Raw genomic sequence first — 22,027 nt, 5'->3', positions numbered from 1 at the left:
CATGGACGCCAGCACCCTCCGGCCCCACGTCGAGTCCCTCTTCCGCCGCGGCGCCGGGCGCAGCACTGGCGTCGGCCTCGAGCAGGAGCTCTTCGCGGTCGTGTTCCCCAGCGGCGGCAGTGCCGATCCGGTCCGGGTCCGGGAGGCGATCGCCGGTCGCCCGTACGCCGCGTGGGTCGGCTTCGAGCCCGGCGGGCAGGTGGAGCTGAGCCTCCCGCGCGCCGCGTCCGCCGGCCGGGCTGCCCGCCACCTGGAGCAGGTGACCCGCGCGCTCGCGGTCGACCTGCAGGCCCGGGGGATCGTGCTCGCGGCCCGCCCGGTGCGGGCCGTTGCCACGCCACGGTTCCTCCGCAGCGCCCGGTACGACGCGATGGAGGCGCACTTCGACACGATCGGGCCCGCCGGCCGCCGGATGATGCGGCAGACCTGCTCCACCCAGGTGTGTCTCGACTGGTGGCCCGGACGGGACGGCGAGGAGCAGTGGCGGCTGCTCCACCTGGCCGCGCCGTTCCTGGCGGCGGCGACCCTCGCCGACCCGGACCGGCTCGCGACCTGGCTCGCCGTCGACCCGATGCGCACGGCGTTCGACGACCGGTTGGTCGCGGGGGAGTGCCCGGTCACGGCGTACACGGACTTCGCCGCCCGCGCGGCCGTGCTGGTCGGCGGAGGCCCGGCCGAGCACCTGACCACGCTGTTCCCGCCGGTGCGCCCGCGAGGTCGCTACCTCGAGGTGCGCTTCCCGGACGCGCGCCCCGCGGCCCAGGTCGCGGCGCTGGCCCACGGGCTGGCCGGGCTGCTCTACGACGACGAGCGGCGTCGCCGGGCGCTCGCCTCGCTGGCCGGCGAGCCGGCGCGCCTGGCCGACCACTGGGTCGCCACGGCCGCCGGACACGGCGACGCCGAGCGCGGGGCGGCTCTCCTCGTCGGTTCGCCGACGACGGCGGTGGCGGCATGAGCGTGCTGTTCGTCGTCGACCCGCTCGACACGCTGGTGCCCGACATCGACGCCTCGATCGGCCTCATGGCGGCCGCGCAGCAGCGCGGGCTCGCGGTGTGGTGCTGCCACCCCGAGGACCTGGCGCTCGTCGACGGGCGGGTGCACGCCCGGGCGACGCGGATCACGCTGGGCCGCCGACGCCGTGGCCTCGACCACCGCTGGCAGGTGGAGGCGCCGGGGCACACGCCGCGGGAGACGCGCGTCCTCGACGTGGCGGCCGCCGTCGACCTGGTGCTGCTCCGGATCGACCCTCCGGTGGACGTCCGCTACCTGCACACGACGTACCTGCTCGACCTCGTGGAGGACGAGGGGGTGCGCGTGGTGAACCGGCCCGAGGGAGTCCGGGCGCTGCACGAGAAGGTGGTCGCGCTCCGCTTCCCCTGGCTCTGCCCAGCCACGATGGTCACGACGGACGCGACCGCGGTCCGCGAGTTCGTCGCACGGCACGGCCGGGCCGTGGTCAAGCCCGTCGACGGCTACGCGGGCCAGGACGTCTGGCTGGTCTCCGACGATGCCGCGGCCACGGCGCTGGCCGAGTCGGCCACCGGGTCGGGACGACGCCACGTGATCGTGCAGGAGTACCTCGCCGACGTCGCCGCGGGCAACAAGCGGCTGTTCCTGCTCGACGGCGAGATCGTCGGCACCGTGCTCCGGCGCCCGTCGGCGAGCGACTTCCGGATCGGACCCCCGGTCGCGGCGGCCGATCCCGACGACGCGGACCGGGCGATCGTCGACGCGCTGGCGCCCCTGCTCGCCGAGCACGGCATCGCCCTGGCCGGGATCGACGTGATCGCCGGTCGCCTGATCGAGGTCAACGTGACCTGTCCCGGCGGCATGCACAAGACCGACGCGCTGCTGGGCACCGACCTGAGCGGAGCAATCCTGCGCCGCCTCCTCCACCACGGAAACACCCTCTCGAAAGGCAAGGCCCTGGCATGAGTACGACCGTCGTCATCTGCATCGCCCTCCTGGGCATCCTGCTGTTCCTCCTCGGCGCGAACGTCACCCGGATCCGCGCAGTGCGCGGCACGTCGGGGGAGACCCAGATGCCCACCGATCCCGCGGACCGCCTCTTCATCGCCCAGCGCGCGCACGGCAACGCCGCGGAGTACATCCCGACCCTGATCGCGCTCCTCATCGTCGGCTCGACCCTGACCGGAGGCTGGTGGCTGGACGCCCTGGCGGTCACGGCGGTGGTCGCGCGTGGCGTGCACGCGTTCGGGCTGCTCACCGCGAAGACGATGAACACCCACGGGCCGGTGCGCGACGCGGGCGCGATCTTCACCTACCTGTCCGGCGTCGCCCTGGGCATCACGGTGCTCGCGGCGCTCTGATCCATGTCCGACCGCACGCCGGGGGTGTCAGGCCCCGTGGTGGGGATCGTCGGTCACGGGTACGTCGTCGCGAGGCCGTTCGGCGACCTGCCCGTGACCGGCACCCCACCCACGTACGTCGAGGCCCTCGCGGCGTGCGGCGCCCGACCGGTGCTGCTGCCGGGCGGCCGTGCGTCGGAGCTGCTCGACCTCGTCGACGGTCTGGTGCTGACCGGCGGCGGGGACCTCGACCCGGCCCTCCACGGAGGCGAGTCGGGCGCGGCGGCGGACGTCGACCGGGCCAGGGACGACGCCGAGATCGCGCTGGTCCACGAGGCCCGGCGGGCCGGCGTACCTCTGCTCGGCGTGTGCCGCGGACTGCAGGTGCTCGCGGTCGCGTTCGGCGGGAGTCTCGCGGCGGGGATCGGCCACCGGCTACCGCTCGAGGGTCATCCGGTCGCGACCGCTCCCCGCTCGCTCGTGCGCGGCCTGCTGGGGGAGCGGGTCGTGACCAGCGCGTTGCACGACCAGGCGGCGGTCGAGGTGGCCCCGTGCTGGCGGCCGACGGCGTGGGCGGACGACGGCACGGTCGAGGCGATCGAGTGGGCAGCCGGCGACTGGCCGGCACTCGGGGTGCAGTGGCACCCGGAGCTGACGTGGCACGCGGACCTCGACGATCGCACCGGCCCGGCATTGTTCGGCTGGCTGCGCGAGGCCGCCGCGATGCGGGCGCGCGAGCCGCGCGCACGTACTCTTGTCCGGTCATGAGCGAAGCTGCCCCACGCACCTACCAGGTCCGCACCTACGGGTGCCAGATGAACGTGCACGACTCCGAGCGGCTCACCGGCCTGCTCGAGGACGCCGGGTACGTCGCGGCGGCCTCCGACGAGCCGGCGGACGTCGTGGTGTTCAACACCTGCGCGGTGCGGGAGAACGCCGACAACAAGCTCTACGGCAACCTCGGCCACCTCGCGCCCGTGAAGGCGAAGCACCCGGGCATGCAGATCGCCGTCGGGGGCTGCCTGGCGCAGAAGGACCGCGACACGATCACCCGCAAGGCGCCCTGGGTCGACGTCGTCTTCGGCACCCACAACCTCGGCTCCCTGCCGGTCCTGCTCGAGCGGGCCCGCGTGCAGCAGGAGGCGCAGGTCGAGATCCTCGAGTCGCTCGAGGTGTTCCCCTCGACGCTGCCCACCCGGCGCGAGTCGGCGTACGCCGCGTGGGTCTCGGTCTCCGTGGGGTGCAACAACACCTGCACGTTCTGCATCGTGCCGTCGCTGCGCGGCAAGGAGAAGGACCGCCGGCCCGGCGAGATCCTCGCCGAGGTCGAGGCCCTCGTGGCCGAGGGCGTCACCGAGGTGACCCTCCTCGGTCAGAACGTCAACGCCTACGGCGTGGAGTTCGGCGACCGGCAGGCGTTCTCCAAGCTGCTGCGCGCGTGCGGCGAGGTCGACGGGCTCGAGCGCGTCCGGTTCACCTCCCCGCACCCGGCGGAGTTCACCGACGACGTGATCGAGGCGATGGCCGAGACCCCGAACGTGATGCCCTCGCTGCACATGCCGCTGCAGTCGGGGTCGGACCGCGTGCTCAGGGCGATGCGGCGCTCGTACCGCCAGGAGCGCTACCTCGCGATCATCGACCGGGTGCGGGCCGCGATGCCCGACGCGGCGATCACCACGGACATCATCGTCGGCTTCCCCGGCGAGACCGAGGAGGACTTCCAGGCCACCCTGGACGTCGTGCGCGCCGCGCGGTTCTCGGCCGCGTTCACCTTCCAGTACTCCAAGCGCCCCGGTACGCCGGCCGCCGACCTGCCCGACCAGGTGGAGCGGGCCGTCGTCCAGGACCGCTACGAGCGGCTCGTCGCCCTCGTCGACGAGATCGCCTGGGCGGAGAACCAGGCGCTCGAGGGACGCACCCTGGAGCTGATGGTCGCCGAGGGCGAGGGCCGCAAGGACGCCGCGACCCACCGGCTCTCCGGCCGGGCCCGCGACAACCGCCTCGTGCACTTCACGCCGGTCGCCGCCGACGGCGCTCCGGTGGAGGTGAGGCCCGGCGACATGGTCGAGGTCGTCGTCACGTACGCCGCCCCGCACCACCTCGTCGCCGACGGCCCGGTCGTGTCGGTGCGGCGTACCCGGGCCGGCGACGCGTGGGAGTGCCGGACCGCTCCGCAGCCTGCCGGGGTCGCACTCGGGCTCCCGACGGTCGGCGTACCCGCCCCGCTGCCGGACGCGCCGGCCTGCCGCTGACGTGGTCATGGTCGAGCACTCCCGGGAGCTGCGCCGGATCGTCTCCGGCGGCCAGACCGGGGTGGACCGGGCCGCGCTCGAGCTCGGCCGGGCCACCGGGATCCCGATCGGTGGCTGGTGCCCGGCCGGCGGCTGGGCCGAGGACCTCGCGGACCCGCCGGGCGTGCGGGCGCTGTTCCCGGAGCTGCTCGAGACACCGTCGTCCGACCCGGGGGTGCGTTCGGAGTGGAACGTGCGTGACAGCAACGCCACCCTCGTCCTCCTCCGCCCGGACGTCGACTCGCCCGGTACCGAGGCCACGATCGAGGCCGTGCGTCGGCTCGCTCGGGCGCACCTGGTCGCGGACGTGGGTGACGTCGCCACGGTGCGCACCTGGCTCGACGGCCTCCCGGCGGGAGTGGTCCTCAACGTGGCGGGGCCGCGGGAGAGCGAGGCGCCCGGGATCCACGACCAGGCAGTCGCGCTGCTCGCGGCCGTGCTCGTCGCAGAAGCAGAGGCCTAGGCCGAGGGCTCGGCGCTCGGGTCCTCGACGTTCGCCCCACTGTCGGGCTCCTCGGGCTCCTGGATCTCGTCGGGGACCTCTTCGTCCTCCATCTGGGCGTTCAACGGCTCGTCGGGGGGCACCGGCGGGAAGGGGGCCTGCTCCGGCACGGCGTCCACGCCGCCCGCCTCGTTGCCGGGGTCGGGGTCCGGGTCGATCTTGGGCTCCGGGATGTTCATCGTTTCTCCTCTCCCACCTCAGGCGCAGTGCCCCGACGGGGACGTGCGCAAACATCGGTCGTCACCGGCACGGGGCGGGTACCGTGAGGACGCCGCGAGCGTCGAGTCCCGACGGACCGGTGGAAGCTCGGGCGGGGGAGGGTCGGTGTTCGACGTACAACCAGGGGCCGGTCGGTGAAGCGGCAGCAGCGAGTCCTCCTCGGCATCGTGTGCGGCGTGATCGTGATGGTCATCAGCTTCCTGCACCTTGCGGAGGACCTGTCGGCGGGCCGGATGTCCTGGGGGCAGCTGGCGCTCTTCGTCCTGGCGGCAGCGAGTGTCGTCTTCCTGGTCGTCCGTCGCTCACGTCCTGAGCCACGGGTGGACGAGTCGAACTGGGTCCGGCTCAAGGTGGGTGCGGTGCTGCTCCAGGTCTTCGGCTGCCTGCTCGATCTCGTGCTGATCGCCTTCGGCCTCGCCGAGGCGCTTGGGCCGCACCACTACGGCTGGCTGCTCCTCCTGCCGGTGGGGCTGTGGGGCCTCCGCCGGCAGCTGCCCGGGATCGGCAGGGTGTGGCGCGCGGACCTCGCTGACCTGCCCCGACGCGGATAGTCCCTCACGTCCGGCACCCGTAGGCCGGTCCCGGCGGTGCCCAACGTGAGGGAGTGTCCCGGTCCGACGCCCGCCCGGCGGACGTTGGCAGACTGACCCCATGCCGTCGCTGCCGATCGTCGCCGTCGTCGGGGCGACCGCCTCGGGGAAGAGCGAGCTGGCCCTCGACCTGGCCGAGCGTTTGGGCGGCGAGATCGTCAACACCGACGCCATGCAGCTCTACCGCGGGATGGACATCGGCACGGCCAAGCTGCCGGAGTCCGAGCGGCGCGGCATCCCGCACCACCTGCTCGACCTGCTGGAGGTGACCGAACCGGCCACGGTCGCGGAGTTCCAGCGCTGGGCCCGCGACGTCATCGCCGACTGCCGCCGTCGTGGCGTGGTGCCGGTGCTCGTCGGCGGGTCGGCGCTGTACACCCGCGCGATCCTCGACGAGTTCGACTTCCCCGGCACCGACGCCGAGGTCCGTGCCCGGTACGACGCGGCACTCGTCGAGCTCGGACCGGAGGCCCTGCACCGCAGGCTGGCCGAGGTCGACCCGGCGGCCGCGGCCGGCATCATCCCGACCAACGGCCGGCGGATCGTGCGCGCGCTCGAGGTCATCGAGATCACCGGGCGTCCGTTCACCGCCACCCTCCCGCCGCCCCGGTACGCCGACCCGGCGACCGTCCAGGTCGGGGTGGACATCGACCGCCCGACCCTGGACGACCGGATCGCCCGGCGCGTGGAGCGGATGTGGGAGCAGGGGTTCGTCGACGAGGTGCGCGCCCTGGCCGGGCACGGGCTGCGTGACGGGCTGACCGCGAACCGCGCCCTCGGCTACCGGCAGGTGCTGGCCTTCCTCGACGGCGAGATCACCGAGGAGGAGGCGAAGGAGCAGACCGTCACCGGCACCCGGCGGTTCGCCCGCCGGCAGGACAGCTGGTTCCGCAAGGACGACCGGATCACGTGGGTGCGCCACGACGACCCCGAGCGGCTGGAGGCGGCGCTCGCCGCCGAGGCTCAGGCGGCCGACACCCAGGCGTGAGCCGGGTCCAGCAGCAGGACCGCGGCGTCGCACGCCGTGCACACCCAGCCGTGCTCCCCGACGGGGAGGAAGACCGTCGCGGTGGCGCAGTCGGCACAGTGGCGGGTCTCGCCCCGCAGCATCAGCACGAGATCAAGGTGGTCACCGTCCATGGCACGACCATGACACGGGCCGCCGACAGGATCTGACAAGACACGAGCGGAACTCCTCAGGTCGGCCTCCGCGCTGCCGAAAGAGACCAGGAGGGGTGGTGAAGCCTGCCCCGACCCGCCACCCGAAGGGGCTGTGCACCCATGACTCGGCACCACACGACCCGGCGCGCGTGCGTCGTCCTCCTGGCCGGCCTCGCCGCGGTCCTCGCGGCCCTGGCCTGCGGGTCCGTCGCGGGAGCGTCCGTCGGCGGCACGAGCCGCGTCGCGGCGTACCCGCAGAACCCGGGCAACCCGCTCGCCGGCGGCACCTGGGGCGTCTACCGGGGCTCCGCCGACGGGGTCTACCCGGCGTACCAGCGCGCAACCGGCACCCGCAAGGCGCTGCTCGCCAAGGTGGCGCTGCGGCCCCGGGTGCGCTGGTTCGGCACCTGGATGTCGGCGGCCCAGGCCAACGCCAAGATCCGCGACTACATCACCACCACCCAGGCCGGTGACCCGAGCGTGCTGGTGCAGCTCGCCGTCTTCCGGCTCTGGCCACACGGCGAGGGCGCGAAGAACCGGCCGATCACCGTCGCCGAGCAGGACGCCTACCGCCGCTGGGTCGACGCGGCTGCGCAGGCGATCGGCGGCTCGCGGGTGGCGGTCGTGCTCGAGCCCGACCTGGCGGTGTCGCTGGGTGGCTGGCAGCCGACCGTCCGCGAGGCGCTCACGGCGTACGCCGCGCACGCGTTCGCCCAGCTGCCGCAGACCTCGGTCTACATCGACGCCTCCGACTCCGACTGGCTCTCTGTGCCCCAGGCGACGAACATGCTGCTCGCCTCCGGCATCCGCGAGGCCCGTGGCTTCGCCCTCGGCGCCACCCACTACTCCGGCACGGCCGAGAACATCGCCTACGGCCGCAACGTCGTGGCCGCGCTCGCCGCGGCCGGCGTGCCGGACCGGCACTTCGTGATCGACACCGCCGACAACGGCCGGCCGTTCACCTGGCTGCAGTACTGGGCCGCGCACCCGCACGGCGACTTCGACAACGCCGAGCCGTGCCGCAGCACGACGCAGGTCCGGTGCGACACCCTCGGCATCCCGCCGACCTGGGAGGTCGCCGACGCGCGCTGGGGCCTGCCCGCCGACCTCCAGCAGGCGGCCGCGACCAACGTCGACGGCTACCTGTGGTTCGGGCGCCCGTGGCTCTACCGCCAGGCCTCGCCGTTCAAGCTCGGCCGCACGCTGAAGGTGGCGGCGACGACGCCGTACTGACCCGCCGCGCCGGTGCCACAGGTGCGTTGAGCGCGCACGACGGCGAGATCTGCGAAGCGAACGGGCATCACCCCTCGACAGCCGGGTACTGCCGGGCGCATCGTGGTAGCCGCGTGCCATCTCTTCTCGGGAGTGCCCATGTCCCATCGGCCCGAACGCCGAGTCGTTGTCCCCTCCCTCGCCGCGAAGGCGGGCGTCGTCGCCGTGCTCGGGACGGTCCTGGCCGTCCTGGTCGCCGGGGTCGTCTCCGGTCCTCCCGCGTTGGCACGCGAGCGCACCGAGCCCCGGAGTGGCCCCTCTCAGCACTCCGGTTCCGTCACCGCGTCGTCGAAGACGCCTACTGCCGTCGGCTACGGCGGCGCGGTGACCTCGGTCGACGCCAACGCCACCCGGGTCGGGCTCGCCGTGCTGCGCCGCGGCGGGAACGCGGCCGACGCCGCGGTCGCCACCGCCGCCGCGCTCGGGGTCACCGAGCCCTACAGCAGCGGCATCGGCGGGGGCGGCTTCTTCGTCTACTACAACGCCCGTACCGGCCGGGTCCGCACGATCGACGGCCGCGAGACCGCGCCGTCGGCGATGCCGCACGACGCCTTCATCAACCCGGCCACCGGCAAGCCCTACACGTTCACCCCCGACCTGGTCACCAGCGGCGTCTCCGTCGGCGTCCCGGGCACGCTGGCCACCTGGAAGCGTGCGCTGCACCGCTGGGGCAGCTGGCGGCTCGGTCGCGCCCTGCGGCCGGCTGCGCGGCTGGCGCGTCGCGGCTTCGTCGTCGACCCGACGTTCCGGCAGCAGACGCTGGAGAACAAGACCCGCTTCCAGGCGTTCCCCGCGACCGCGCGGCTGTTCCTCCCCGGCGGTGACGCCCCCGCGGTCGGCTCGCGCTTCCGCAACCGGGCGCTCGCCCGCACCTACGACCTGATCGCGCGGCGGGGCACCGGGGTGTTCTACCGCGGCGCCCTCGCGCGACAGATCGCGCGCAACGTGCGTCATCCGCGCACCTCGCCGACCACGACGCTGCCGGTGCCGAAGGGCTTCATGCGGGCTCGCGACCTGCGGCGCTACCGCGTGATCAACCGCGCCCCGACCCATGTCGGCTACCGGGGCTACGACGTCTACGGCATGGGCCCGGCCTCCAGCGGCGGCTCCACGGTGGGCGAGGCGCTGAACATCCTCGAGCGGTTCAACGTGCCGGCGATGAGCGACGCCGACGCGCTGCACCACTACCTCGAGGCCTCGGCGCTCGCGTTCGCCGACCGCGGCAAGTACGTCGGCGACCCGGCGTACGTGCACGTGCCGCTGACCCAGCTGCTCTCCGACCAGTACGCCGCCACGCGCGCCTGCCTGATCAGCCCGACGACCGCGATGACCAAGCCGGTGGCCGCCGGTGACGTCAACGCGACCGGTGGCTGCAGCGCCCGGTCCGCGGGTCGCACCACTCCCGACACCGAGAACCTCAACACCACGAACCTCACCGTGGCCGACCGCTGGGGCAACGTCGCCGAGTACACCCTGACGATCGAGCAGACCGGCGGCTCCGGCATGGTGCTCCCGCGCCGCGGGTTCCTGCTCAACAACGAGCTCACCGACTTCTCGGCGGTCTACGACCCGGCCGACCCGAACCGGATCGACCCCGGCAAGCGGCCGCGGTCGTCGATCTCGCCGACGATCGTGATGCACGGCGGCAAGCCGTTCCTCGCGCTCGGGTCGCCGGGCGGGTCGACGATCATCACGACCGTCCTGCAGCTGCTCTTCGACCGGATCGACCGGGGCATGAGCATCGAGCAGGCGATCGCGGCGCCGCGGGCCTCGCAGCGCAACACTGCGAGCGTCACCGCCGAGCAGGCGTTCATCGACCAGTGGGGCAGTGCGTTGTCGGCGTACGGGCACACGTTCACGCCCGCCGGCGCTCCTGGCACGACCGCGGCCGAGATCGGTGCCGCGACCGCGATCGAGTTCGGGCCGCACCACCGGATGACCGCCGTCGCCGAGCCGGTACGCCGCGGCGGTGGCTCGGCCGCGGTGGTCAGCTCGACACGGTGACCGTGGCTCCGGGCGCGACCCGGGTGTAGTCGGCGCCGCCCTCGCCCTCGAGCCAGGCGTCGACGTTGGCCAGCCCCAGGTCGCTGAGCATCGAGTCGTGGATCGGGATCGCCCGTGAGGGTCGGATCGCGCGCATCAGCTCGATCGCGTCACGGTGCTTCAGCCACGGGCCGGACACCGGCACCAGCAGCACCTCGACGTCCGCCTCAGGCACGAACAGGCTGTCCCCCGGGTGGTAGATCCCCTCGACGACGTAGCCCAGATTCGGACAGCCCGGCAGTCCGTCGATGATCTCCGCGTGCCGGCCGCCGACGGCACGGACGCCGAACCCGGCCGCCTCGAAGTCGTCGCCGGAGCTCACGCCGATCACCGCATCGCCCAGCCGTCCGCGCACGGTGTCGGCCCAGCCGGTCGGCCCGTGCACGATGAGATCGGGGTTGGCCGCGCAGGCCGCGGCGATCTGGTCGACGTCGGCGTGGTCCTCGTGCTCGTGGCTGACCAGGATCGCGTCGGCCCCGTCCAGCGACTCCGGCTCGGTGTAGGTGCCGGGGTCGATCACGAGACGTCGCCCCTCGTCCTCGAGCCGGACGCACGCGTGGCCGAACTTCGTCAGTCGCATGGCCCGACCCTAGGCAGCGTCGCCCGCGCGGTCACCTGCAATAGTCCGGGCTCCTAGACTTCCCTCGTGGACTACGCCTTCCTCAAGGGTCACGGCACCGAGAACGACTTCGTGCTGATCCCCGACGCCAACGGCAAGCACGAGCTGACCGCGGAGCAGGTCGCGCGACTCTGCGACCGCCGCGCGGGCATCGGTGCCGACGGCGTGATCCGCGTGGTCCGCACCGACGCCACCGACGACCCCGCCGCGGTCAGCGCTCGCGGGCAGGCGCGCTGGTTCATGGACTACCGCAACAGCGACGGGTCGCTCTCGGAGATGTGCGGCAACGGCATCCGCGTGCTCGGGCTCTACCTCGCCACCCACGCCGACGTCGACCCGCGCGACCCGCTGCGGGTCGCCACCCGCGCGGGGATCAAGGAGCTCACCTTCGAGGGCGACCGGATCACCGTGGACATGGGCACGCCCGAGGTGTTCGCCGAGACCAAGGTCGAGGTCGGCGACCGCTCCTGGCCCGCCACCCGGGTGAGCATGGGCAACCCGCACGCGGTCGCCTTCGTCGACGACCTCGCCGACGCCGGGCCGCTGCGTGAGGAGCCGGGCTACGACCGCGAGGTGTTCCCCGAGGGCGTCAACGTCGAGTTCGTCGTACGCCGGGGCGAGCGGCACGTCGCGATGCGGGTGCACGAGCGCGGCTCGGGAGAGACCCGGTCGTGCGGCACCGGCGCCTGCGCCGTGATGGTCGCGGCCTCCCTGGCCGACTCGGCCGAGCGCGGCACGCCGTACACCGTCGACGTGCCCGGCGGCACCCTCGAGGTCGTCTGGACGCCCGACGACCGCGTCCTGCTCTCCGGCCCCGCCGTCCTCGTCGCCGAGGGCGTCACGGACCTCTGAGCCACGACCCGGCGAGGGACGAGCCGGGTCGTGACGCGAAGAGGTTGAGCAAGCGCGCGGGTGAGCTTGCGAACCCGCGACCGCGGGCCGAAACCTCAGACCACTCCGTCGCCTGACTCGGCGGGTTTCGAGGCGGTTGCTGCGCAACCGCGCCTCAACCAACGGTGGTCGAGGTGGTTGAGGTGCGAGCGCCAGCCGCTCCGGTGGTTGAGGTGCGAGCGCCAGCGAGCCTCGAAACCATGCTCAGCGCCCGCCTGACTCGCCGGGTTTCGAGGCGGTTGCTGCGCAACCGCACCTCAACCAACGGTGGTCGAGGTGCGAGCCCTTCGGCAGGCTCAGGAACCACCTCGGAACCTCCGGCACGCGAACGCGGACCCGTCGTCACAAGCCCAGGATCAGGCACGTCGTCGTGCCGTGCGCGAGCAGCCGGCCGGCGTCGTCGTACAGCTTCGCCTCGGCCGTGGCCTGCTTCCGTCCGCGGTGCAGCACGCTGCCCGTGGCCCGCACGCGGCCCATGCCGGGCTGCATCGCGCGCAGGTAGTGCAGGTTCAGCTGGGCGGTCGTGTAGCCGAGACCCGGCGCGAGCGTCGTGTGCACGGCGCAGCCCATGCACGAGTCGAGCAGCGTGGCGGCGATGCCGCCGTGCACCGAGCCGATCGGGTTGAGCATCCGGGCGTCCGGCTCGAGCCCGAAGGTCGCGAAGCCGTCGCCGACCTCCTCGACGTCCATCCCGAGCAGCGCGGCGATCGGGGGAGGCGGCAGCTCGCCGGCCGCGATCAGCTGCATCACCTCGAGACCGGAGAGCGACGCGACGTCCACGGTGGGCGCGCTCATGCCTCGGCCCCCAGCGCCACGACCGGGTCGGCGACCGCCGGTGCCACCGGCGAGTCGATCAGTGCGGCGGCCCGGGCGGTCCGGGGCAGCGCCAACGCGGCCACGGAGGTCAGCACGCCCGAGGCCACCAGCAGCCACCAGACGCGCTCGAAGTGGTCGACCGCGTCGGCCGGTGTGAGGGTCCCGAGCAGCGCGACCACCAGGGCGACGCCGAAGGTCGCACCGAACTGCCGGATGGCCTGGTTCACCGCGGAGCCGGCACCGAACTCGTCGGGCGGCAGGCCCTGGACCGCGGCGCTGGCCAGCTGCGGGATGACCAGGGCGACGCCGAGACCCGCGATCAGTCCGCCGGGCAGGAGCGTCGTCGCCCACGACGGGTCGGCGCCGACGCGGGTGACCAGGAAGAGCCCGGAGGCGGCGTAGACGAGCCCGCCGGGCACCAGCAGCCGACGCTGCCCGATGCGCGCGGCGATCCGGCCGAACACGGGTGCCAGCACCATCACGACCACGGGCCCGGGCATCATCGCCAGCCCGGCGCGGACGATGCCGTAGTGCCAGACGCCGATGGTGAACTGGATGAGCGCGAAGAACATCGCGGTGAAGCCGATCATGAACGCCGCCGTGGCGAGGTTCGCCCACCGGAACGACGGTCGCGCGAACAGGCGCAGGTCGAGGGCCGGGTGCGGTACGGCGAGCGTGCGGCGTACGAACCACACGAGGACCAGCAGACCCGCGACCAGTGCGCCGATCGTGCGCGCCGAGGCCCAGCCCCAGGTGTTGCTCTGCACGATGCCGAGCGCCAGCAAGGTCAGCGCGCCGGCCAGCAGCAGGGTGCCGACCGGGTCGGGGAAGCGAGCGCGGGTCGCCTCGCGCGACTCGGGGACGTTGCGCACGGTGAGGACGAACGCGACCAGGCCGATCGGCACGTTGGCGAGGAACACCGCGCGCCAGTCCCAGGTCTGCACGAGCAGTGCCCCGGCCGTCGGCCCGACCGCCGCGGCGAGTGCGGCGATCGCGCCCCACACCGCGACCGCGATCGGCACCTTGGGAGCGGGGAACACCGACAGGACGATCGCCAGCGACGACGGCACCAGGGCCGCGGCACCCAGTGCCTGCACGACGCGGAAGGCGACGAGCAGTCCCGCGGTCGGGGCGAAGGCGCACAGCACCGACGCCAGCGTGAACGCGACCAGGCCGAGGAGGAACACGCGCCGGCGCCCGAACCGGTCGGCCATCCGCCCGGCCGGCACCAGCGCCGCCGCCAGCGCGATCGTGTACGCCGACAGCGTCCACGACATCGTCGCGAACGACACCGAGGGGAAGCTGGCGCGGATGTCGTCGAACGCCACGAAGAGGACCTGGGTGTCGAGGAACACCATGAACGCCGCGAGGCTGGCGATGCCGAGGACCGACCACGGCCTGACCGGGGGATGTGCGGGAGCCATGCGCGGAACCCTAGCCCGCAACGCTTTAGAAAATCAATTACTTGATTGAAGAAAACAACTCATCTACCCTGAGGTGGTGTCGAACAAGAGCTACCAGCAGTACTGCGGCATCGCCGCGGCCCTCGATCTCGTGGGCGACCGCTGGACCTTGCTGATCCTGCGCGAGCTGTCGTTCGGCGAGCAGCGGTTCACCGACCTTCGTGCAGGGCTGCCCGGCATCGCCACGAACCTGCTCGCGGAGCGCCTGCGGCACCTCGAGGACGCCGGCCTGGTCGAGCAGCGCGAGCTGCCGGCGCCGGCCGCGCGCACGGTCTACGCGCTCACGCGCGACCAGGGTCGGCGGATCGTGCCGGTGCTCCGCGCGCTCGCCCAGTTCGGGCTGCCCTTCCTCGACGACCCGGTCGAGGGCAAGGTCCGGCCGAGGACCGCGGTGTACGGCGGGCTGGCGGCCCTGCTCGACCCGGCTGCCGCCGCGGGCGAGGACCTGCTGCTGCGCTTCGAGCTCGACGGTGACGACCTGTGGCTGCAGGTGCGCGACGGTCGGATCGTCCGCGCCGACCGCTCCGCGACCCCCGACCTCACCTTCACCGGCTCGGCCGCAGCGCTGGTGGAGGTCTGCCGCGGCACGACGACGCTGGACGCCGCCTCGGCCCGGCTCCACGTGACCGGTGACCGTGCGGCGCGTCGGCTGTTCACGCGGATCTTCGCCCTGCCGGTCCGTGCGCTCGCCTGAGCGCACGCCGGTGCCGAGGGCGTCGGTGCCTGCCCCGAGCCTGGCCCTAGGATCGCCGCCATGGACATCAACGGAGTCAGTGCAATCGTCACCGGCGGAGCCTCCGGCATCGGGGCTGCGGCCGCCCGCCAGCTCGCTGCCAAGGGCGCGAAGGTGGTCGTCGCGGACCTGAACGCCGAGAAGGGTGAGGCCCTCGCGCAGGAGATCGGCGGCGCGTTCGTGTCGGTCGACGTGACCGACACCGAGCAGATCCAGGCAGCCGTCGAGAAGGCCCTCGAGCTCGGCCCGCTCTGGGTGCTGGTCAACTCCGCCGGCATCGGCTGGGCGCAGCGCACGATCGGCAAGGACGGTGAGTTCGGCTCGGCGCACGACATCGACGCGTTCAAGAAGGTGATCGCGATCAACCTGATCGGCACCTTCGACGCGATCCGGCTCGCGGCCACCGCGATGAGCCGCCACGAGCCGGACGCCGACGGCCAGCGCGGCGCGATCGTCAACATGGCGTCCGTGGCGGCCTTCGACGGCCAGATCGGCCAGGCGTCGTACTCCGCGTCGAAGGGCGGCGTGGTCGGCATGACCCTGCCGATCGCCCGCGACCTCTCCGCGGTCGGCATCCGGGTGAACACGATCGCCCCGGGCCTCATCGACACCCCGATCTACGGCGAGGGTGAGCCCGCCGAGCAGTTCAAGGCGCACCTCGGCCAGAGCGTGCTCTTCCCCAAGCGCCTCGGCGTGCCCGACGAGCTGGCCAGCATGGTCGTCGAGGCCGTCACGAACTCCTACGTCAACGCCGAGACCATCCGCGTCGACGGCGGCATCCGGATGCCACCGAAGTAGCCTGCCCGGCTTTGCGGCCCGGTCGTGCCTCGGCACGACCGGGCCGTGCCGTTCTCCGGCCGACGGTCTAGCCCGGTCGCCGTGTCACCGGCGGCTTGCGTGCGATCCTCCCGGGAGGTCGGACGCTCTCAGGAGGCAATCGTGCCTGTCATCTCGCGGCGAGGCCCCGCCCCTCTCGTCCTCGTCCTTACCTTCGTGGCGTCGGCGCTCTCGCTGGTCGCGGCGCCGGGCCGCGCCGCCGCGGCGACGTGCGAGCAGTCCGTCAGGGACGTGCCGGCGCCTCTGGTCAACACCATTCCGGACGGCAGCAACCACCAGAGCACCGTCGACATGCCCGAGGACGGGACGGCGGTCACCGGTGTCGCCGTGGCCGTCGACCTCCACCACGCGAACCTGGCCGACCTGTCGATCACGCTGCAGTGGTTCGACGACGCCGGCGTCGCGTCCTCGCCGGAGGTGACGCTCGTCGGCCTGGGCACCCTCTCCGGTGCGAACCTCGCCGGCACCGTCCTCGACGACGCCGCCGCGACGTCGATCACGACGGGGACAGCGCCGTACACCGGGACCTTCCGGCCCGCGCAGCCGCTCTCGGGTGTGGTCGGACACATCGGTGGGAAGTACGTGCTCAAGGTCGAGGACCACGTCAACGGGGACGGCGACAGCGGCGGGGTCCTGGACGACTGGACCCTCACCCTGCGCTACGCCACCTGCGACCTGGACTCGGACGCGGTCGAGGACCACGTCGACGCGTGCCCGGGGGCGGCCGGCGACCCGGCGACCGGGTGCCCCGTGCCGGTGGCGGAGGTCTCGGCGGCGTACCGCCGGGGGAGGTTCCGTGGGGTGGTCTCGTCGCCGGTCGCTGCCTGCTCGGTGGCCCGGCCGGTGACCGTGTGGAAGGTGCGCCCCGGCCCGGACCGCGCCCTCGGCACCCGCTCCACGCGCTCCGACGGGTCCTACCGGCTGCTGCGCGCGCGGCACCCCGGCCGTTACTACGCGACGGTCCCCACCCTGCTCGTGCCCGGCGTGGCGGACTGTCCTTCGGTGAGCTCGCCCCGCTTCCGGATCCGCTGAGGGAGCCAGTCGAGTGCTGAGACGGTCGCCGGAGCGACCACCTCGGCACTCGACGCTTCGAAACGCCGGAGCGCCCGGTGCCCCGCTGCGTGAGGGGGCTCCGGGCGCTCCGTCGGCTGACTCCTGGGAAAAGCCAGCCAGTGCGGGCAGCTCAGCCGTGCGAGTGTCGCTGGGCCGTCCGCGGGTCGAAGGGATGTGGGGGCAGGTCGTTGTCGGGCTGGACCTCGGGCCCGCCGGCCGACTGCTCGGCCGGCGGGTCCTCGTCCGCGGGCAGCTCGGGATAGGGGTCGACCGCACCGTGGGTAGCTTCCCCCTGTGCGCCCGGCACGGGCCCCGTCCGTTCGCTGCTCACGCCCATTCCGCCGGCGAGACCCTGCGGTCCGTTGCCGCTCGGGTCGGATTCCGTGACCATCGGGGCCGGCGACGGGGCGTCCACGCCCGGTTCCTCGTCGTGTGCGTCCAGCCGGTTCTCGGACTCCGCCGTCATGAGCTCTGGTCCGAGGGCTGGTCGAGGGAGGAGCCGGCGTTCTCCGCCTGGAAGTCGTCGTCGACGTCCTCCAGCTCCGGTACGGGGCGGTCGCCGTCGTCGCGCGGTGGGTTCACCAGCGGGCTGTCGGTGGGCGCCTCGGGGTCGAGGACCTCCTCGGCGTCGGTGATCGTACGGTCCGCGTCGGCAGGCGGCGTCTCGTAGTCACTCATGGGGCCGGTGTACCCGAGGGCATCCCACCCATTCGCGCCCGTCCAGTACGCCGAGCCCATCCCGGCGTCCGGGGTGCGTGGCCGTCCCTGATCGCCGGGTCCGAAACCCCCCAGGTTCGAGGGATGGTCCGCGGGAGGCGCGGGACCCGAGCCTTGGGACGTCACATCACCACACCATCGCCACACACAAGGAGCACCTCATGAATGCCCGCATCCGCCGGCTGTCCCTCGCCGCCGCCGTCTCCGCGGCCCTGGTCGCCTCGGCGCTCACCACCACCGCGTCCGGCGCGGGGGCCGACTCGCTGGCGGCCGTCCGCCACGTCACCGCGAAGTACCACGACGTCGAAGCCGCCGTCGCCGACGGCTACGTCCCGATCTCGGACTGCGTGGCCGGCCCGGACGGCGTCATGGGCTTCCACTACGCGAAGCCCGCGCTGCTGGGCCAGCCGGTCGACGCCCTGCACCCGGCACTGCTGCTCTACGTGCCGGGCGACGAGGGCCTCGAGCTGGCGGGGGTGGAGTACTTCCACGCCGACGCCGATCAGGACCTGAGCACCGACGACGACCGCCCGACCCTGTTCGGTCAGCCGTTCGACGGTCCCATGGAGGGTCACGGCGGGGGCATGCCGCGCCACTACGACCTGCACGTGTGGATCTGGAAGCACAACCCGGCCGGCATGTTCGCCGAGTTCAACCCCGCGCTGAGCTGCTGACGCGGGCGGCGTGGGCCTCGTCCGAGAGACCCTGGAGCGGCCTCAGAGCCGGTCGAGGTCCACGCTGCCGCCGCTGCGCCAGGAGCGATACCGCCCTCGCGGGTCAGGAACTGCTCGTCCACCAGGTAGCGCCGGAGCGCTGGTTTCGACCCGCCGTCGCGGGTTCGCGAGCTCACCCGCGGGCTCGCTCAACCTCTTCGCGTCGTCACCCTGCTCGTTCCTCGCAGGGTCACGGCTCAGACGTCGGGATGAATCGGAGCCAGCGAAGCGTTGACCTCGTGTTCGGAGTAGGTCCGCCCGAGCTCGAAGAGCTGGGCCACCTCGTCGAGCACCAGGAGCCGCTTGGCTCGCCGGGTCGGCATCAGCACGAGCCTGCCGCCCGGAAGAATCTGTCGAGCACGCTCTGCTCGGCGGGAGACCGCTCCATCCCCTCGACGTCAGCCAACCCGGCGTACGGGTGAAACCTGTTGCCGTGGGGCCTACTCTGGAAGGCGTATGACGAACGCACCGGAAGACTTCGACCAGTCGCACGACGCGCTGGACGCACGCGACCTCGAGATCGAGATCGACCCCGACTTCGCCCTGGACGAAGCCCTCCAGGAGACCGCCGGCTGGGACGACGAGGACGATCCGGAGGAGACCTCGGGCGACCTCGACCTCGCCGCGCGGCACGCGCTCCGGCGTGTGGCCGGTCTCTCCACCGAGCTCGAGGACATCTCCGAGGTCGAGTACCGCCAGCTCCGCCTCGAGCGGGTGGTGCTGGTCGGCGTGTGGACCGAGGGCACCGTCGAGGACGCCGAGAACTCCATGGCCGAGCTCGCGCTGCTCGCCGAGACGGCCGGCTCGCAGGTGCTGGAGAACGTCTACCAGCGTCGCGACAAGCCCGACCCCGCCACCTACATCGGGCGCGGCAAGGTCGAGGGGGTGCGCGAGATCGTGCAGTCCACCGGCGCCGACACCGTGATCATGGACGGCGAGCTCGCACCCAGCCAGCTGCGCAACCTCGAGGACAAGCTCAAGGTCAAGGTGGTCGACCGCACCGCCCTCATCCTGGACATCTTCGCCCAGCACGCGAAGTCCAAGGAGGGCCAGGCCCAGGTCGAGCTCGCCCAGCTGAACTACATGAAGCAGCGCCTCCGCGGTTGGGGCGGCAACCTGTCCCGGCAGGCCGGCGGACGCGTCGCCGGCGGCGAGGGCATCGGTGGCCGCGGACCGGGCGAGACCAAGATCGAGACCGACCGGCGCCGGATCAACAACAAGATCGCGAAGCTGCGTCGCGACCTGGCCCACATGCGGACGACCCGGCAGACCAAGCGCAACGAGCGCCGCCGCAACGCGGTGCCGAGCGTCGCGATCGCCGGCTACACCAACGCCGGCAAGTCCTCGTTGCTCAACCGGCTCACGGACGCCGGCGTGCTGGTCGAGAACGCCCTCTTCGCGACGCTCGACCCGACGACGCGGCGTACGACGACCGCCGACGGCCGGGTCTACACGATGAGCGACACCGTCGGGTTCGTCCGGCACCTGCCCCACCAGCTGGTCGAGGCGTTCCGGAGCACGTTGGAGGAGGTCGCCGAGTCCGACCTGATCGTGCACGTGGTCGACGGCTCGCACCCCGACCCGGAGGGCCAGCTCGCGGCGGTGCGTGAGGTGCTCGCGGAGATCGAGGCCGGCGACATCCCCGAGCTGGTGGTGATCAACAAGGCCGACGTGGCGGACTCGATGACGATCGCGCGGCTGCGCCAGCGCGAGCCGCACTCCGTGGTCTGCTCGGCGAAGACCGGCGAGGGCATCGCCGAGGTCCGGGCCGCGATCGAGGCCGACCTGCCGCGCCCGGAGGTCGAGGTGCGCGTGCTGCTGCCCTACGACCGTGGCGACCTGGTCAGCAGGATCCACGACCTCGGCGAGGTGGTCAGCACCGAGCACACCGGCGAGGGCACCGTCGTGGTGGCCCGGGTCAGCGACGCGCTGGCCGGCGAGCTCGAGCCCTACGCCCTGGTCCCTGCCGCGGACGAGTAACCCGCCCCGATCGGCCTCGGAGCAATCGGCCCCGGGGCACCGGTCGCCGCCGCTAGGGTCGCGCCATGAAGAAACTGGTCGCCGGCCTGCTGGGCCTGGTCGTCCTCGCCGTGGTCATCGGCATCGGCGCGATCAGCGTCAGCTCGAGCTCCCAGGTCAGCGAGACCTCGACGATCGCGAACTACCTGGCGGACTTCACCGTGAAGTCGAACGGCGACCTGGTCGCGGTCGAGACCCTCACCGTGGACTTCCCGGTCCCGCGGCACGGGATCTTCCGCTTCTTCGACACCCGTGACCCCAACGACTCCCACCACCGGTTCCTGCCGCGCGACGTGAGCGTGACCCGCGACGGCGCCGACGAGCCGTGGCAGTGGACCACCCAGGAGCGCGGCCGGATCCGCACCCTGAAGATCGGCAGCGCCGACACCACCTGGTCCGGCGAGCACGTGTACCGGATCGGCTACCGCATTCCCGGCGCGCTGGCGAAGGGCACCAACGGCTCGCCGACCCAGTTCTACTGGAACCTGATCCCGCAGGGCTGGCAGATGCCGATCAACCAGTCGGCGCTCACCGTCCACCTGCCCGCCGCGGCCGAGCACGTGCAGTGCGCGGTCGGCCTCGGCGAGAGCGCCGGCCCGTGCGTCGTCGAGGGCGACGGCACCGACACGATGACGATCCGCACGGGCGCGCTGCAACCGAACACACCCGTCACGGTGAAGGTCGGCCTGCAGGTCCCGACACCGCCGATGGACACCCTGCCGTGGAGCAGCAGGTTCGACCCGATCCTCGGCCGGCACCCGGTGCTGCTCGGCGGCGTGCTCGCGCTCGCCGTGCTGGCCGGGCTCGGTGGCCTCGCGCTCACCCGGTCGACGTACGAGAAGGAGCCGGCGTTCCCGCTGATGTACGCCCCGCCCGACGGCGTGGGACCGGCGCAGGCGGCGTACCTGCTGACCGAGAAGATCGAGGACCGGGCGTTCGTCGCCACGATGATGTACGCCGCGGAGAAGGGCGCCGTCCAGTTGAGCCAGGACGGCAAGGCCTGGACGATCACGAGCACCGGCGACATGGCCGCGTGGGACACCACCGACGACGTCACCCGCAACGCCGGCCGCTCGCTGGGTGTGGTCACCGCGAACTCCTCGTTCACCGCATCGCCGAAGTCGGTGACCGCGGGGGAGAAGCTCAAGGACGCGCTCAGCGAGTTCAAGTCGAACACGAAGGGATGGGCGCGCACCGCAGGGCTGATGAGCCCGAGCGGCCTGGGCGGCTTCGGCTGCTTCGCGCTGCTCGCGGTCTGGGCCCTGACCATCTGGCTCGGCGCGTTCAACCCGCTCCACATGTCGGTGCTCGCGCTCGTGCCCGGGTCGTTCGCGGTCCTCGGCCTCGGCGTCGGCACCTCCGGGGCGGGCACCAAGCGCACCCCGACCGGCCGGGACCTGTGGTCCCGGGTCGGCGGCTTCAAGCGGATCCTGTCCACGCCGTCGGCGGTCGACCGGTTCGAGTTCTCCGGGCGCAAGGAGCTCTACACGGCGTACCTGCCGTGGGCAGTCGCCTTCGACTGCGCTGATGAGTGGGCGAAGAAGTACCGCACCGAAACCGGCGAGGAGCCACCGGTGCCGGGCTACTTCGTCGGTTACACCGGTGCGCACACGGGCAACTACGTCAACTCGATGGTGGCCAGCTTCGACTCGGCCGTGTCCTCGGCGATCTCCTCCTACAACGCCACCCAGTCCTCGTCGTCCGGTGGCGGCGGTGGGTTCAGCGGCGGCGGCGGGGGCGGCGGCGGTGGCGGCGGCTCGTGGTGATCTAGACGTTCGC

25 protein-coding genes are annotated in these 22,027 nt (G+C 72.8%); 17 read left to right on the top strand and 8 right to left on the bottom strand.

The window, feature by feature from the left end:
- The first annotated feature begins 1 nt into the window (after position 1).
- From EFL26_RS05405 to EFL26_RS05380, 6 genes are read left to right on the top strand one after another with little or no spacing between them, the layout of a single operon-like run.
- On the top strand, positions 2-955 hold the full coding sequence (locus EFL26_RS05405; protein ID WP_123221879.1) for a glutamate-cysteine ligase family protein: 954 nt from the start codon (positions 2-4) through the stop codon (positions 953-955).
- Positions 952-1,935, top strand: a complete 984-nt coding sequence (locus tag EFL26_RS05400) for an ATP-grasp domain-containing protein (protein WP_123221878.1) — start codon at positions 952-954, stop codon at positions 1,933-1,935. The genes EFL26_RS05405 and EFL26_RS05400 overlap by 4 nt, the downstream gene beginning before the upstream one ends.
- Entirely contained in the window at positions 1,932-2,330 is a 399-nt protein-coding gene (locus EFL26_RS05395; protein ID WP_123221877.1) for an MAPEG family protein, read from the top strand. The genes EFL26_RS05400 and EFL26_RS05395 overlap by 4 nt, the downstream gene beginning before the upstream one ends.
- A 3-nt stretch (positions 2,331-2,333) precedes the next feature.
- Positions 2,334-3,077 carry a gamma-glutamyl-gamma-aminobutyrate hydrolase family protein gene (locus EFL26_RS05390; RefSeq protein WP_123221876.1) on the top strand — a complete coding sequence of 248 codons (744 nt, stop codon included), beginning with the start codon at positions 2,334-2,336 and terminating at the stop codon, positions 3,075-3,077.
- On the top strand, positions 3,074-4,561 hold the full coding sequence (gene miaB / locus EFL26_RS05385) for a tRNA (N6-isopentenyl adenosine(37)-C2)-methylthiotransferase MiaB (protein ID WP_123221875.1): 1,488 nt from the start codon (positions 3,074-3,076) through the stop codon (positions 4,559-4,561). Before EFL26_RS05390 ends, miaB begins: the two co-directional genes overlap by 4 nt.
- Positions 4,562-4,568: 7 nt before the next feature.
- The gene (locus EFL26_RS05380; protein ID WP_183408041.1) at positions 4,569-5,063 is read left to right on the top strand and encodes a YpsA SLOG family protein; all 495 of its coding nucleotides are present in this window, start codon (positions 4,569-4,571) and stop codon (positions 5,061-5,063) included.
- Here the strand turns inward: EFL26_RS05380 and EFL26_RS05375 are convergent.
- Positions 5,060-5,281 (bottom strand): hypothetical protein, encoded by a 222-nt coding sequence (locus EFL26_RS05375; protein ID WP_123221874.1) that lies wholly within the window; start codon positions 5,279-5,281, stop codon positions 5,060-5,062. The genes EFL26_RS05380 and EFL26_RS05375 overlap by 4 nt on opposite strands.
- Positions 5,282-5,455: 174 nt before the next feature.
- Between EFL26_RS05375 and EFL26_RS05370 the strand changes: the two genes are divergently transcribed.
- A complete protein-coding gene (locus EFL26_RS05370; RefSeq protein WP_123221873.1) occupies positions 5,456-5,872 on the top strand; it encodes a hypothetical protein in 417 nt (138 codons plus the stop codon).
- A gap of 100 nt (positions 5,873-5,972) precedes the next feature.
- Positions 5,973-6,899: a tRNA (adenosine(37)-N6)-dimethylallyltransferase MiaA gene (gene miaA, locus EFL26_RS05365; protein WP_123221872.1), complete on the top strand. Its 927-nt coding sequence runs from the start codon at positions 5,973-5,975 to the stop codon at positions 6,897-6,899.
- Here miaA and EFL26_RS24065 read toward each other — a convergent pair.
- Positions 6,875-7,051, bottom strand: a complete 177-nt coding sequence (locus tag EFL26_RS24065; protein ID WP_183408040.1) for a hypothetical protein — start codon at positions 7,049-7,051, stop codon at positions 6,875-6,877. The genes miaA and EFL26_RS24065 overlap by 25 nt on opposite strands.
- 141 nt (positions 7,052-7,192) lie before the next feature.
- On the opposite strand from EFL26_RS24065, the gene EFL26_RS05360 reads away from it, so the two are divergent.
- Both EFL26_RS05360 and ggt read left to right on the top strand, forming a co-directional pair.
- Positions 7,193-8,305, top strand: a complete 1,113-nt coding sequence (locus EFL26_RS05360; protein ID WP_123221871.1) for a glycoside hydrolase family 6 protein — start codon at positions 7,193-7,195, stop codon at positions 8,303-8,305.
- A gap of 138 nt (positions 8,306-8,443) precedes the next feature.
- Positions 8,444-10,348, top strand: a complete 1,905-nt coding sequence (gene ggt / locus EFL26_RS05355; RefSeq protein WP_123221870.1) for a gamma-glutamyltransferase — start codon at positions 8,444-8,446, stop codon at positions 10,346-10,348.
- Here ggt and EFL26_RS05350 read toward each other — a convergent pair.
- Complete coding sequence (locus tag EFL26_RS05350) at positions 10,332-10,967, bottom strand: MBL fold metallo-hydrolase (protein ID WP_123221869.1); 636 nt, start codon at positions 10,965-10,967, stop codon at positions 10,332-10,334. The two genes, ggt and EFL26_RS05350, sit on opposite strands and share 17 nt — an antisense overlap.
- A gap of 66 nt (positions 10,968-11,033) precedes the next feature.
- On the opposite strand from EFL26_RS05350, the gene dapF reads away from it, so the two are divergent.
- A complete protein-coding gene (gene dapF / locus EFL26_RS05345) occupies positions 11,034-11,858 on the top strand; it encodes a diaminopimelate epimerase (protein WP_123221868.1) in 825 nt (274 codons plus the stop codon).
- A 381-nt stretch (positions 11,859-12,239) separates the two neighbouring features.
- Here the strand turns inward: dapF and EFL26_RS05340 are convergent, their stop codons facing one another.
- Together EFL26_RS05340 and EFL26_RS05335 are read right to left on the bottom strand one after the other, a co-directional pair.
- Complete coding sequence (locus tag EFL26_RS05340; RefSeq protein WP_123221867.1) at positions 12,240-12,692, bottom strand: PaaI family thioesterase; 453 nt, start codon at positions 12,690-12,692, stop codon at positions 12,240-12,242.
- Entirely contained in the window at positions 12,689-14,137 is a 1,449-nt protein-coding gene (locus EFL26_RS05335; RefSeq protein WP_123221866.1) for a DHA2 family efflux MFS transporter permease subunit, read from the bottom strand. The genes EFL26_RS05340 and EFL26_RS05335 overlap by 4 nt, the downstream gene beginning before the upstream one ends.
- Positions 14,138-14,213: 76 nt before the next feature.
- On the opposite strand from EFL26_RS05335, the gene EFL26_RS24060 reads away from it, so the two are divergent.
- The 3 genes from EFL26_RS24060 (at position 14,214) to EFL26_RS05320 (ending at position 16,778) form a co-directional block, all read left to right on the top strand.
- A complete protein-coding gene (locus EFL26_RS24060) occupies positions 14,214-14,870 on the top strand; it encodes a winged helix-turn-helix transcriptional regulator (protein ID WP_183408039.1) in 657 nt (218 codons plus the stop codon).
- Between the two features lie 60 nt (positions 14,871-14,930).
- The gene (locus EFL26_RS05325) at positions 14,931-15,707 is read left to right on the top strand and encodes an SDR family NAD(P)-dependent oxidoreductase (protein WP_123221865.1); all 777 of its coding nucleotides are present in this window, start codon (positions 14,931-14,933) and stop codon (positions 15,705-15,707) included.
- 141 nt (positions 15,708-15,848) lie between these two features.
- Positions 15,849-16,778 (top strand): hypothetical protein, encoded by a 930-nt coding sequence (locus EFL26_RS05320; protein ID WP_123221864.1) that lies wholly within the window; start codon positions 15,849-15,851, stop codon positions 16,776-16,778.
- A gap of 151 nt (positions 16,779-16,929) precedes the next feature.
- Here EFL26_RS05320 and EFL26_RS05315 read toward each other — a convergent pair whose 3' ends face one another.
- Complete coding sequence (locus EFL26_RS05315; protein ID WP_123221863.1) at positions 16,930-17,265, bottom strand: hypothetical protein; 336 nt, start codon at positions 17,263-17,265, stop codon at positions 16,930-16,932.
- Entirely contained in the window at positions 17,262-17,477 is a 216-nt protein-coding gene (locus EFL26_RS05310) for a hypothetical protein (RefSeq protein WP_148046636.1), read from the bottom strand. Before EFL26_RS05310 ends, EFL26_RS05315 begins: the two co-directional genes overlap by 4 nt.
- A gap of 200 nt (positions 17,478-17,677) precedes the next feature.
- Here EFL26_RS05310 and EFL26_RS05305 point away from each other — a divergent pair, with 200 nt between their 5' ends.
- A complete protein-coding gene (locus EFL26_RS05305) occupies positions 17,678-18,190 on the top strand; it encodes a hypothetical protein (RefSeq protein ID WP_123221861.1) in 513 nt (170 codons plus the stop codon).
- A 236-nt stretch (positions 18,191-18,426) separates the two neighbouring features.
- Here the strand turns inward: EFL26_RS05305 and EFL26_RS05300 are convergent, their stop codons facing one another.
- The gene (locus EFL26_RS05300; RefSeq protein WP_123221916.1) at positions 18,427-18,552 is read right to left on the bottom strand and encodes a DUF2087 domain-containing protein; all 126 of its coding nucleotides are present in this window, start codon (positions 18,550-18,552) and stop codon (positions 18,427-18,429) included.
- Positions 18,553-18,685: 133 nt separating this feature from the next.
- Here EFL26_RS05300 and hflX point away from each other — a divergent pair, with 133 nt between their 5' ends.
- Together hflX and EFL26_RS05290 are read left to right on the top strand one after the other, a co-directional pair.
- Positions 18,686-20,209, top strand: coding sequence for a GTPase HflX (gene hflX / locus EFL26_RS05295; protein ID WP_123221860.1), 1,524 nt, complete (start codon positions 18,686-18,688; stop codon positions 20,207-20,209).
- Between the two features lie 65 nt (positions 20,210-20,274).
- Entirely contained in the window at positions 20,275-22,014 is a 1,740-nt protein-coding gene (locus EFL26_RS05290) for a DUF2207 domain-containing protein (RefSeq protein ID WP_123221859.1), read from the top strand.
- Positions 22,015-22,027: the final 13 nt, after the last annotated feature.

This window comes from Nocardioides pocheonensis, assembly GCF_003725535.1.
Taxonomy (GTDB): domain Bacteria; phylum Actinomycetota; class Actinomycetes; order Propionibacteriales; family Nocardioidaceae; genus Marmoricola; species Marmoricola pocheonensis.
This window is presented reverse-complemented; position numbering and strand designations above follow the sequence as displayed.

What these genes read in the sequence shown, in the direction of transcription:
- EFL26_RS05405 (WP_123221879.1), top strand. Translation starts at nt 2, where the DNA reads ATGGACGCCAGCACCCTCCGGCCCCACGTCGAGTCCCTCTTCCGCCGC.
- EFL26_RS05400 (WP_123221878.1), top strand. Translation starts at nt 952, where the DNA reads ATGAGCGTGCTGTTCGTCGTCGACCCGCTCGACACGCTGGTGCCCGAC.
- EFL26_RS05395 (WP_123221877.1), top strand. Translation starts at nt 1,932, where the DNA reads ATGAGTACGACCGTCGTCATCTGCATCGCCCTCCTGGGCATCCTGCTG.
- EFL26_RS05390 (WP_123221876.1), top strand. Translation starts at nt 2,334, where the DNA reads ATGTCCGACCGCACGCCGGGGGTGTCAGGCCCCGTGGTGGGGATCGTC.
- miaB (WP_123221875.1), top strand. Translation starts at nt 3,074, where the DNA reads ATGAGCGAAGCTGCCCCACGCACCTACCAGGTCCGCACCTACGGGTGC.
- EFL26_RS05380 (WP_183408041.1), top strand. Translation starts at nt 4,569, where the DNA reads ATGGTCGAGCACTCCCGGGAGCTGCGCCGGATCGTCTCCGGCGGCCAG.
- EFL26_RS05375 (WP_123221874.1), bottom strand. Translation starts at nt 5,281, where the DNA reads ATGAACATCCCGGAGCCCAAGATCGACCCGGACCCCGACCCCGGCAAC.
- miaA (WP_123221872.1), top strand. Translation starts at nt 5,973, where the DNA reads ATGCCGTCGCTGCCGATCGTCGCCGTCGTCGGGGCGACCGCCTCGGGG.
- EFL26_RS24065 (WP_183408040.1), bottom strand. Translation starts at nt 7,051, where the DNA reads ATGGACGGTGACCACCTTGATCTCGTGCTGATGCTGCGGGGCGAGACC.
- EFL26_RS05360 (WP_123221871.1), top strand. Translation starts at nt 7,193, where the DNA reads ATGACTCGGCACCACACGACCCGGCGCGCGTGCGTCGTCCTCCTGGCC.
- ggt (WP_123221870.1), top strand. Translation starts at nt 8,444, where the DNA reads ATGTCCCATCGGCCCGAACGCCGAGTCGTTGTCCCCTCCCTCGCCGCG.
- EFL26_RS05350 (WP_123221869.1), bottom strand. Translation starts at nt 10,967, where the DNA reads ATGCGACTGACGAAGTTCGGCCACGCGTGCGTCCGGCTCGAGGACGAG.
- EFL26_RS05340 (WP_123221867.1), bottom strand. Translation starts at nt 12,692, where the DNA reads ATGAGCGCGCCCACCGTGGACGTCGCGTCGCTCTCCGGTCTCGAGGTG.
- EFL26_RS05335 (WP_123221866.1), bottom strand. Translation starts at nt 14,137, where the DNA reads ATGGCTCCCGCACATCCCCCGGTCAGGCCGTGGTCGGTCCTCGGCATC.
- EFL26_RS05325 (WP_123221865.1), top strand. Translation starts at nt 14,931, where the DNA reads ATGGACATCAACGGAGTCAGTGCAATCGTCACCGGCGGAGCCTCCGGC.
- EFL26_RS05315 (WP_123221863.1), bottom strand. Translation starts at nt 17,265, where the DNA reads ATGACGGCGGAGTCCGAGAACCGGCTGGACGCACACGACGAGGAACCG.
- EFL26_RS05310 (WP_148046636.1), bottom strand. Translation starts at nt 17,477, where the DNA reads ATGAGTGACTACGAGACGCCGCCTGCCGACGCGGACCGTACGATCACC.
- EFL26_RS05305 (WP_123221861.1), top strand. Translation starts at nt 17,678, where the DNA reads ATGAATGCCCGCATCCGCCGGCTGTCCCTCGCCGCCGCCGTCTCCGCG.
- EFL26_RS05300 (WP_123221916.1), bottom strand. Translation starts at nt 18,552, where the DNA reads ATGCCGACCCGGCGAGCCAAGCGGCTCCTGGTGCTCGACGAGGTGGCC.
- hflX (WP_123221860.1), top strand. Translation starts at nt 18,686, where the DNA reads ATGACGAACGCACCGGAAGACTTCGACCAGTCGCACGACGCGCTGGAC.
- EFL26_RS05290 (WP_123221859.1), top strand. Translation starts at nt 20,275, where the DNA reads ATGAAGAAACTGGTCGCCGGCCTGCTGGGCCTGGTCGTCCTCGCCGTG.